This window comes from Coleofasciculus sp. H7-2 (assembly GCF_042747725.1).
Classification (GTDB): domain Bacteria; phylum Cyanobacteriota; class Cyanobacteriia; order Cyanobacteriales; family FACHB-T130; genus FACHB-T130.
In genome coordinates this window covers 1-9,455 of the sequence record NZ_JBHZGO010000065.1, presented here as the reverse complement: position 1 = coordinate 9,455, position 9,455 = coordinate 1, and the positions used below count along the sequence as shown (strand labels likewise).

The following is a 9,455-nucleotide window of genomic DNA, read 5'->3' as shown; positions in this document are numbered from 1 at the left end:
TAGAGGCGTTTCGTACAGCGATGTCTTTTCGTTTTATTGAGTGGTTGAACCACAATCAGAACGTATTCTTTGCTTATAAAGCTAGTTTGGGCTTTGTTTGGGGTTAAAATTTGTTTAAGTCCCACTAGATACCGATAGGAAGAAAAATAAGCGTTCAGGAGTCCATCCCGAATCAGATCGGACTTGGCTACGAGTGCTGCCTTTTCGCTGTCTGATGGTGCTGGATTTTCTAACAGTTTAAATGCCTGGATCTGGGGCTGGGCATTGAATGAGAGGCACAGAATCATCCAAGCACTCACCACTACCCCCGAACCAATAACAGTGCGGTTTCGCCCATACTGAGCCGCAAAAGCGTGTAAGATTCGGTGCCCAGATTGAATGTAGTAGCTTGCCAATATCCAAGGCATGAACAGGGATAGGACAACGCTCACGCAAAAGAGCATAAAGGAGACGGGCATCCACCACTTTCCGGAAGTCCATATATACGAAAATTCCCTTACCCACTGAAATTTGAAGAAGTAGTAAATGAGAAAGACAGCGGCGGGTGCGGCATAAAATAGCAGCAGCAACCCCACGTATACACCGACTCCAGGCATCAGACTGTGAGCGCTCATTTGTAACCATGCGATCGCTTGATGACGTTTTGCATAGCCGTATAGCACTTCAAGGTAAAAAGAAACCATACAAACGACTACCGTGCCCAGAATCAAGGCGCTAGCGGGCGTAAGTTCCGGTAGCCTGATGCGGAGTACCTGTCTGAGGAAAAAGAAGAGTATGCCCAGGAAAAACAGAGGTACTTCCACGCCATAAAACAGACTTATCATCTGTAAAGGTGGCTTACGGAAACGCCACAAGCCCGACACCGTACAGATAATCGATATCACAATCAGAACCGCAAGGGTGATGAGGAATTCTCTATTGTTCTGACTAATAGATTCACCAGTGAGGATTTGACTTCCAATCTCAGACAATATCCCAAAGCAGACTACGAGCAAAAATGTAAGATTGCAGACCCAAAAGATGGTTTGGTATGTGACATGAAGCAGATTTTTCATAACTCAGCTAGACCTAGAAACACATTTTGGATTTCTTAGAAAACGATTGATAATTGTTGGTTGTCAATATCAATCCGAAGTGGAATTGCCATTAGCCCTTATTTTTTCAACAGCACTTCTAAATCTTTTGTAAAATTCTCTTCTTTTTCTTTCTTCGCGTCCTCTGCGTCTTGGCGGTTCGTTAATTCCTCAATTCCTTATGCACGCTGAGTCCAATTTGCAAATATTCATTGAGTAAGTGAATATATTCATTTACGCGATCGCTCAATAAAGTGTAAAAAAATAGACAGGGTATTCATTAATCCAAAAATACTTCCCGTCTTGTTTCGACAAGTTTTGCATTTGAGCTTTCACTATCAAACTCTATAAAGTATCCAACCCACGCAAAATCGCACCACCCTCTACACCCACCATCAAGTCCATATCCCCAGGTCAAATTATTTTCTACCTGCTTCCTGTAAGAATATTTTTTAGGGATATCAATAGGAACGCCGCCTCTAAATGAAGGTTTACCTAACAATTATAAGACTTCTTTTCTAGACATTTCCACAGATATCAGATTAAATTTTTCTACGGAGAACCGTGGTGGATAGATAGTATCTATACCAGGATAAAGTGGAAAATAATTTTCGGTAACTGCTATTTTTGGATAAAAATATCCCAACAATACAATCAAAACTAAAAAAATCGGTAATCTTTGTTGCTGGGGTTGCTTGAGATTCATGGTTTTATGTTTTTAAAAGTTGATTTTTATTCTCCGGAAAACCTGATGCTGGCATTATCGATAGTTAATCGGTAAAAACAGCGTAAAAAAGGGTGAATATACGGCTAAGACGCTGATAATGGGTGCAAAACTGAACAGCATCACGCCAATGATTGACATTGAAGCTAACAGCAAAGCCATGTATTGTCCAAAGCTGCGCTTAGAGCCTGTAATCACATCGAAAAAATATAAAGTAGGCAAACAAATAGCTAGTGTAATTAAGTACAATACTGGTAGCTTAATGGCTGAAGCAACCATTTGCAATCCGCCACTAAATGAGCCGATAATTGCTCCATAAAGTGCAAAAAATGCGGAACTACTAATTAATAGGGCAACAATCTTGTTTTCAAGTCTTACTCCTTACTAATCTCTTCCAGAAATTTATGGCGATCGCGCAAAAAGTACATTAGGATTGCAAAGTGTTTCATGGCATCTCCTCCTATCAGAGATTCAGGTATCGCTCTACCGATCTCTCAGGCTCGCGCCTCAAACTTGTGGGGATATCCCCAATATTTGTTACAAAACTTTATAAAACCTGTGAAAAACGAAGATGGATTCGATAGGACTCAACACCCAGAGGAGAGAATCTTACTGAATTCCCTGTTATGAACGAACGGGATGAGCGGCTTGGCAAATTAATTGAAGCAGTCCGTCAGCATCCATCTGGGAGCCTTAGCTGGCGAAAAGCGATGAATCAGCTGTTGATCGAAATTCAGCAATTGCCAGGATTGGCGAGATCCGCGCACCCAGATTACTTGGAAGCTTTGGATGATACATTGCTGAAATTAGGTGATGAGATACAGGAATTTGAACCCAGACAGCCTTCTTTAGAGAAGAGTTTGGTGGCTTGGATTAACCTGAAATTACGCCTGAAATATGAAGTGCGGGACTTGCATTCCTCCCAGCAGACTCGCGCCAAAAATCCCAAGAATCCTCAAGCGGAATTTCAAGAACAAGTGAGGAAACCACCCCTCTCGCTTGATGTTCCCTTGGGGGATGATGGAAGTGAAACTTTTAGCGATCGCTTGGCGGCTTTAGTTCCCTGTACGCTCTTAGAAATAGAAGCACAAACCCAGCGAGAACAGGAACAGCAGAAAAATCAAAGAATTGGGGTTCAACTAAAGCAATATATTGACCAAGATCCGGAAGGCAAACTTCGGCGCTGTCATCCCCAAGCTTATCCAGAGTGTAACTGCCTAATCCTCAGCCAGCGCTTGCTCTTAAAGTATCCACGCGACAAACTCGCTCTTGTAGCACGGGATCTCAACATTAATTACAACACCCTGAACTGGCATTGGAAAAACAAGGGACTCCCGCTTCTCCAAGCGATCGCTAGAAGTTTGGGCTATCAACCAAATGTAGAAGACTTATGAACAGTATTGCACCCCCTTCTATTACCGTTCCTCTCAGCGACACCGCCCATCAGCTGGCGCGACAATTTGCACAAGAGCAAGCGACTCCCGAAAAGGGGGTGCGGGTATATCTCAATACCCTAGCTGTCTGGGCAGTTCACCGCTATTTAAAATGGTTGAGATACAAACCAAATCTCACCTCAAGCGACAGCTGGCATCCTGGTATGCGAACCATGTTTGATGTGGCGGATCTGGTGTTGCCCAAATTAGGTAAGTTAGAGTGCCGCCCGGTGCTTCCTGGGGAGACATTTGTTACGCTACCGCCAGAAGTGATGCAAGACCGAGTTGGCTATGTGGCAGTTCAGTTTGGATCGCGTTCTACTCCCACGGAACCAGTCTACTTACAGGAAGCACAACTGATTGGATTTGCCCCCGCGATCGCTAGTATCGATCCACCGGAGGAACTGCAAATCGCTGACTTGCAATCCCTGGATGCACTGATTGAGTACCTAGATCAACTCGAATTGGTGTTGTTAGCTACACCCGACAAGACGCGATCGCAGCTAAACAACTGGTTACAAAATCTCTTCGAGTCAAGTTGGCAGACAGTTGAGCAAGTGTTGACGCCGCAAACACCCCTTTTAGCATTACGCAGGTCAACTGTAAGACGGGCAAAGCGGATAGAGTTGCAAACAAATACAGTTGTTTTAATTGTCACCCTCCAGCCAGAAAATCGGGAAAGATTAGGCATTCATCTGCAACTTTGTTCTATCAATCCACAAACACCACTGCCACCTCAACTGAAATTGATGGTATTAACAGAATCTGGGGAAATATTCCGAGAAATAACTGCAAGTGGGACTGACACCTTCATGCAATATGAGTTCAGTGGACAGATGGGGGAACCATTTAGTGTCAAAGTAGCGTTAGGAGATATTAGCATTACAGAAGCTTTTGTCATTTAGGGATTTTTAGATGAAAAATAGACTTTTTGCATAAGTCCAGGTTTAAGGAATGAAACCACAGATGACTACAGATGAACACAGATGGGATAGGTGATTTTTGCAATAGGTCTAGTGTCTTGTAGAGGCGAGTTTAGATGAGCCAAAACATTGAGGAGTGCAGATTAAATTACTTGCATGATACAGAATCTCCGTAGGAGCACAGCAGTGCCGTGCCCCTACCCGAAAATTGGAAGTTAAAAAATCTCTGTTCCTGGATTAAACCCGAATATCTGTGGAGCAGTTTTCTAAAACCGGGAAGAAGCGATGGATGCTGTGTGAGTATGACGAGGAAGGTGAAGCGATCGCTCTCAGTTCAGTTCCCTTTAGAATTTCACTGCTGGATTTGTACAACAAGGTAAAGTTTGAGGTGATGGATACAGAAAACGATCATATTGAAGAGGCGGGGTAAATGAGCGATCGCGTAGCGTTTGCAAACCACACATCACCTTCAACCCACTAATTTCTTCACGAATTTCTATTCCTGAATGTAAAGCCAAGAAAAATGAGCCAATACTTATTTTCAGAGTTCAGCGCCTATGAGTTCCAAGAGCTAACTAAAATTCTCTGCTCTACATTTGAAACTAATCAAGAAGAATTGCGTTCGCTTTACGATAGTTTGCGTAGTACATTTAACGCTCCTGAGTATCCTAAACATCCTCTTGTCAATCGGAACTTTTTCAAGTCTCATGATGAGTCATTCCAGAAGCTCTATGATGAATCTCCTGCCGTTGGAGTTGACTTGCCCAGTCTTATAGAAGAGGACAATGGCATCTCAGATAAACCTGTTATTGCGGTTATTGGGCAAGATCCTATGCGACATGAGAGTAGTGATGGAATCACAATCGGTACCCCTTATGCATTTCATGCAAAAGGATGTCGAGAAAAACTTTTTACAACCAAGCTTTACTTTGAATTTATAAAAGTTTTCTTTGAGTTGGGATACAGGGTTTATTTAACCGACATATATAAAGTTTGGGTTTGCGCTCTTTCTCGCCTATATCAAGGAGTTAAATTAAGCCGAGAAGACAGGAATAGATTCTTGATAATTTTGAAACATGAGCTTGAATTTATTCAGCCAACTGTAATTGTTACTTGGGGAAAACCTTCAAAAAATACTATCAGAGGAATGGAACTTGGAATCAGACAAATTCAATTTCCCCATCCCAGCGGAGCCGCAAATCATGCCTGGAGAGAATTGATGGGAAAACCCGCAAGCCAAAACAATAAAATTCAGTTTTGGCGCTCAAAAATTATTCAAGAACTCAGTAAGGCGTGATTCCCTACCTTCAAGAACTAAAAAGATTATAATGGCGAATTTTGCTTTTGCTAATTTGCCTCAGATATGCTAAGTTTGAGCCTATATTAATGCTGTAATGACTTAATTCAGGAAAGTTCCCGAAAGCAGGCAGCGATGGAAAAATTAGTCATCCTGGATATCGATGGTGACTTGCATCAGGGAGCAGTAACAACGCTGGAAATTCGGGAAGAAGGCAACCGTGCTGTCACCACCCGTGCTAAAGGTAAATTGCCTCCAGCAACCCATCTGCTGGAACAATACGAACACTGGCAGTCTATTTATCGCAGTCTGTCGTTCCTGTTTCGCTTGGAAGAAAGAGGGGGACAAATTACTCAGGGTTCTCCAAAAGATTTACTTAACGCTTGCCGCCAGTCTGCTCAAACCTTAGCAGATAGTTTGACAATCTGGCTCAAAGCTGAGTCTTTTCGCCCCATTCGAGAAAAATTACTCGAAAAATTATTACCAACTGATACAGTGCGGTTGATTCTGCAAATAGAAGACAACCAACTGCGACGACTCCCTTGGCATTTATGGGATTTTTTCGAGCGTTACCCAAAGGCAGAAGTAGCGCTGGGGGCAACTGCTTATGAACGGGTGGAAACTGATGCACCATTACGGGAAAAACCTAGAATTTTAGCGATTTTGGGGAATGGGAATGGAATTGATATTGAAGCAGATCGACAGTTGCTTTCAAGTTTACTTGATGATGCAGAAATTGTCTTTTTAGTAGAACCGCAACGCCGCCAGCTATATCAACAACTTTGGGACTCAGCAGGCTGGGATATCTTATTTTTTGCTGGACATAGTTCCAGCCTTTCTTGTGGCGAAACGGGTGAGATTGAGATTAATGGTAGCGATCGCTTATCCATCACCGAATTAACCTATGCTTTGAAAAAGGCAATAGAACGCGGCTTACAACTGGCAATTTTCAATTCCTGCGATGGACTAGGCTTAGCACGTTCCCTGGAAAGTCTCCACATTCCCCAAATCGTTGTCATGCGGGAACCAGTCCCTGACTTGGTTGCCCAGGAATTTCTCAAGTATTTTCTCACCGCCTTTGCCAGTGGTCAATCTTTTTATACAGCTGTCCGAGAAGCACGAGAACAGCTGCAAGCTTTAGAGGATCGATGTCCCTGCGCCAGCTGGTTGCCAGTAATATGCCAAAATCCAACCGCTGTGCCCGTAATTTGGCAAGGATTAAGTGATAGAGGCAAAGAAACTGGGCAAGATTGTGACTCTACCCCAGTATCTAATTCTTCCCCAATTCTTCCCTGTCCCTATCGAGGTTTGTCTGCATTTCAAGAAGCCGATGCACCGTTTTTCTTTGGCAGATAGGCTTTCACTGAGAAACTGCTGAAAGCGGTATATAATCAGCCACTCGTAACCGCAATTGGCCCTTCCGGTAGCGGTAAATCTTCAGCAGTGTTTGCAGGCTTAATTCCGCGTCTGCGTCAGATAGAAAACTGGCTAATTGTTAGCTTTCGTCCGGGGAATCGTCCTTTTTTAAAACTGGCAGAACAGCTGATTCCCCTATTAGAACCGCAGTTGCGTGAAACGGATCGTTTGGTTGAAATCAACAAACTGGCAACGGCAATTCAGCAGGGTGACTTGACATTAATCGCTGTGTTAGAGCGCATTCTAGATAAAATCTCCACAGTCCACCTACTTTTATTTGCCGATCAGTTTGAGGAATTGTACGCGCTTTGTCAGGAAGCTGAAACTCGTCAACGCTTTCAAGATGAATTATTAACCGCTGTTAACCAGATACCCAGGTTTACCCTAATTCTCACGTTACGAGCGGATTTCTGCGAATACGCACTTTCTTATCATCCCTTTGCCTCTGCGTTGCAGCGCTTTCCCCCAGAATTTTTAGGGTCAATGAGCCGCTTGGAACTGCAAGCAGCGATCGCAAAACCAGCCCAGAATTTAGGCGTACAGATTGAGGAAGGATTGCGATCGCGCATTCTAGATGCCGTCAGCTGCAAACCCGGTCAACTGCCCTTACTGGAGTTTGCCCTGACCTTGCTATGGGAACAACAATGCAATGGTATCCTGACTCATGCTGCTTATGATGCCATTGGGGGTGTCGAACAAGCACTCGCAAGTTATGCCGAACAGGTGTATGCAGCACTCAAACCGGAAGAACAGCAACAGGCAAAGCGTATCTTTCTCCAACTGGTGCATCCCGGTGAAGGCACCGCCGATACTCGCCGCATCGCCACCCGCACCGACGTAGGACAAGACAATTGGAACTTAGTTACGCGCCTAGCGGATGCGCGTTTGGTTGTCAGCAGACAAGATGAGGCAACCAGGGTTGAAACCGTCGAAATCGTCCATGAAGCGCTGATTCGGGAGTGGCAACGCTTGCGCCAGTGGGTCGAGGATGACCGCAGCTTTCGGACTTGGCAGGAGCGATTGCGGATAGCTTTGCGACAATGGGATAGCCAGCAAGATGAGGGGGTACTGTGGCGGGGTGCGCCGTTATTAGAAGCCCAACATTGGTATGCCGACCGTTCGGCGGATCTTAGTCCAAAAGAACAGACTTTTATTCAGGCGAGTTTGGCACTACAAGCACGAGAGAAGGCGGTACGCTTGAGCCAACGAAGACAAGTTATCCTGGGAATCACTAGCGGTTTGGTCGCAGCAGGAATGCTGGTTGGAATTGCTACAAAGCAATGGCAGCGAGCCGAAACAGGCGAAATCGATGCCCAACTCAATGCTTTAAGTGCCTCCTCAGATGAACTCTTAGCCTCGAATAAAGAACTAGAAGCATTGCTGGAAAGTTTAAAGGCAGGTAGACAGCTGCAACAATCCATCGAAGCCAAACCCGACACCCGCATTCGAGTTGTAACGGTTCTACAGCAAGCAGTCTACGGCGTCAGAGAGTATAACCGTCTGGAGGGACATCAAAGAACAGTTATTAGCCTCAGTTTTAGCCCGGATGGTCAAACCATCGCCTCTGCAAGTGATGACGGTACAGTTAAACTTTGGCGGCGCGATGGCACGCTGTTGACGACGCTGGAGGGACATAGAGACAAGGTGAAAAGCGTCAGTTTCAGCCCTGACAGCCAAACGGTGGCTTCTGCGAGTTATGACAAAACGGTGAAACTCTGGCACCGGGACGGTACACTCATGACCACTCTCAAAGGGCACACTGGCAAGGTCAATAGCGTTGCTTTTAGCCCGGATGGTCAGTTTCTAGCCTCTGCTAGTGCGGACAAAACGGTGAAACTTTGGCGACGAGACGGAAGCCTAATCCTTACCTTAAAGGGTCATCGCTCTTGGGTAACAAGTATTAGCTTCAGCCCAGACAGCCAAACTTTAGCGACAGCTAGCACCGACAAAACAATTAGACTGTGGCACCGCGATGGTAAATTGTTGGGTATCCTAAAAGGGCATACCGCTTCGGTCAATAGCGTCAGTTTCAGCCCCGACGGTCAGACTTTGGCTTCTGCCAGTGCGGATAAAACTGTGAAACTCTGGCACCGCAACGATACTAAAAGCGGGTTTGAAACTCGTCCCTACAGAACTTTGACAGAACACAACGATCTAGTTTGGGCTGTCAGTTTTAGCCCAGACGGTCAAACTTTGGCTTCTGCCAGTGGGGACAAAACGGTGAAACTCTGGCGAAAAGATGGCACACTGCAAGCTACCCTCAAAGGACACAGCGCTTCTATTTACAGTGTGAGTTTCAGTCCCGATGGTCAGAGTTTGGCTTCTGCTAGCGCAGATACTACAGTTAAACTCTGGCACCCTAATCCTGAGAAACTTCCCACTTTGCAGAAGCATGATTCTGAGGTGTGGGGTGTAAGTTTTAGTCCAGATGGTCAGACTTTGGTTTCCGCCAGCGCCGACAAAACAGTAGACCTCTTGCGGAATTAGAAAAAATAAGCTAAACAGAGGGAGAAATAATTAATAATTATAGACGGCAAAATGAAATATAAACAAGCGTTGGAAAATTCACCATCTGATTTTAAACGAATG

At 44.8% G+C, this 9,455-nt stretch carries 9 protein-coding genes and 1 pseudogene; 7 read left to right on the top strand and 3 right to left on the bottom strand.

The genetic code is table 11. From position 1 onward, the window contains the following. Nucleotides 1–182: 182 nt before the first annotated feature. From ACFW2W_RS13990 to ACFW2W_RS13980, 3 genes and pseudogenes are all read right to left on the bottom strand, one after another. Nucleotides 183–1,055 (bottom strand): annotated as a pseudogene (locus tag ACFW2W_RS13990) (PEP-CTERM sorting domain-containing protein); the annotation flags it as partial. Between the two features lie 298 nt (nt 1,056–1,353). Further along, a complete protein-coding gene (locus ACFW2W_RS13985; protein WP_378178936.1) occupies nt 1,354–1,575 on the bottom strand; it encodes a hypothetical protein in 222 nt (73 codons plus the stop codon). Then, a complete protein-coding gene (locus ACFW2W_RS13980) occupies nt 1,576–1,779 on the bottom strand; it encodes a hypothetical protein (RefSeq protein WP_378178933.1) in 204 nt (67 codons plus the stop codon). 118 nt (nt 1,780–1,897) lie between these two features. Here ACFW2W_RS13980 and ACFW2W_RS13975 point away from each other — a divergent pair, with 118 nt between their 5' ends. From ACFW2W_RS13975 to ACFW2W_RS13945, 7 genes are all read left to right on the top strand, one after another. Then, the gene (locus ACFW2W_RS13975; RefSeq protein WP_378178930.1) at nt 1,898–2,116 is read left to right on the top strand and encodes a hypothetical protein; all 219 of its coding nucleotides are present in this window, start codon (nt 1,898–1,900) and stop codon (nt 2,114–2,116) included. Between the two features lie 307 nt (nt 2,117–2,423). Beyond that, nucleotides 2,424–3,191, top strand: a complete 768-nt coding sequence (locus ACFW2W_RS13970; RefSeq protein WP_378178927.1) for a hypothetical protein — start codon at nt 2,424–2,426, stop codon at nt 3,189–3,191. Continuing rightward, a complete protein-coding gene (locus ACFW2W_RS13965) occupies nt 3,188–4,135 on the top strand; it encodes a DUF1822 family protein (RefSeq protein WP_378178924.1) in 948 nt (315 codons plus the stop codon). Before ACFW2W_RS13970 ends, ACFW2W_RS13965 begins: the two co-directional genes overlap by 4 nt. 271 nt (nt 4,136–4,406) lie before the next feature. Continuing rightward, complete coding sequence (locus ACFW2W_RS13960) at nt 4,407–4,583, top strand: hypothetical protein (RefSeq protein WP_378178921.1); 177 nt, start codon at nt 4,407–4,409, stop codon at nt 4,581–4,583. A gap of 93 nt (nt 4,584–4,676) precedes the next feature. Then, entirely contained in the window at nt 4,677–5,450 is a 774-nt protein-coding gene (locus ACFW2W_RS13955; protein ID WP_378178918.1) for a uracil-DNA glycosylase family protein, read from the top strand. Nucleotides 5,451–5,585: 135 nt separating this feature from the next. Continuing rightward, nucleotides 5,586–6,806: a CHAT domain-containing protein gene (locus tag ACFW2W_RS13950; RefSeq protein ID WP_378178916.1), complete on the top strand. Its 1,221-nt coding sequence runs from the start codon at nt 5,586–5,588 to the stop codon at nt 6,804–6,806. A 15-nt stretch (nt 6,807–6,821) separates the two neighbouring features. Further along, a complete protein-coding gene (locus tag ACFW2W_RS13945) occupies nt 6,822–9,353 on the top strand; it encodes a hypothetical protein (RefSeq protein ID WP_378178938.1) in 2,532 nt (843 codons plus the stop codon). The last annotated feature ends 102 nt before the right edge of the window (nt 9,354–9,455 follow it).

Excerpts from the sequence above, each read along its gene's own strand:
- ACFW2W_RS13980 (WP_378178933.1), bottom strand. The coding sequence starts at position 1,779 with ATGAATCTCAAGCAACCCCAGCAACAAAGATTACCGATTTTTTTAGTT.
- ACFW2W_RS13975 (WP_378178930.1), top strand. The coding sequence starts at position 1,898 with ATGGGTGCAAAACTGAACAGCATCACGCCAATGATTGACATTGAAGCT.
- ACFW2W_RS13970 (WP_378178927.1), top strand. The coding sequence starts at position 2,424 with ATGAACGAACGGGATGAGCGGCTTGGCAAATTAATTGAAGCAGTCCGT.
- ACFW2W_RS13965 (WP_378178924.1), top strand. The coding sequence starts at position 3,188 with ATGAACAGTATTGCACCCCCTTCTATTACCGTTCCTCTCAGCGACACC.
- ACFW2W_RS13955 (WP_378178918.1), top strand. The coding sequence starts at position 4,677 with ATGAGCCAATACTTATTTTCAGAGTTCAGCGCCTATGAGTTCCAAGAG.
- ACFW2W_RS13950 (WP_378178916.1), top strand. The coding sequence starts at position 5,586 with ATGGAAAAATTAGTCATCCTGGATATCGATGGTGACTTGCATCAGGGA.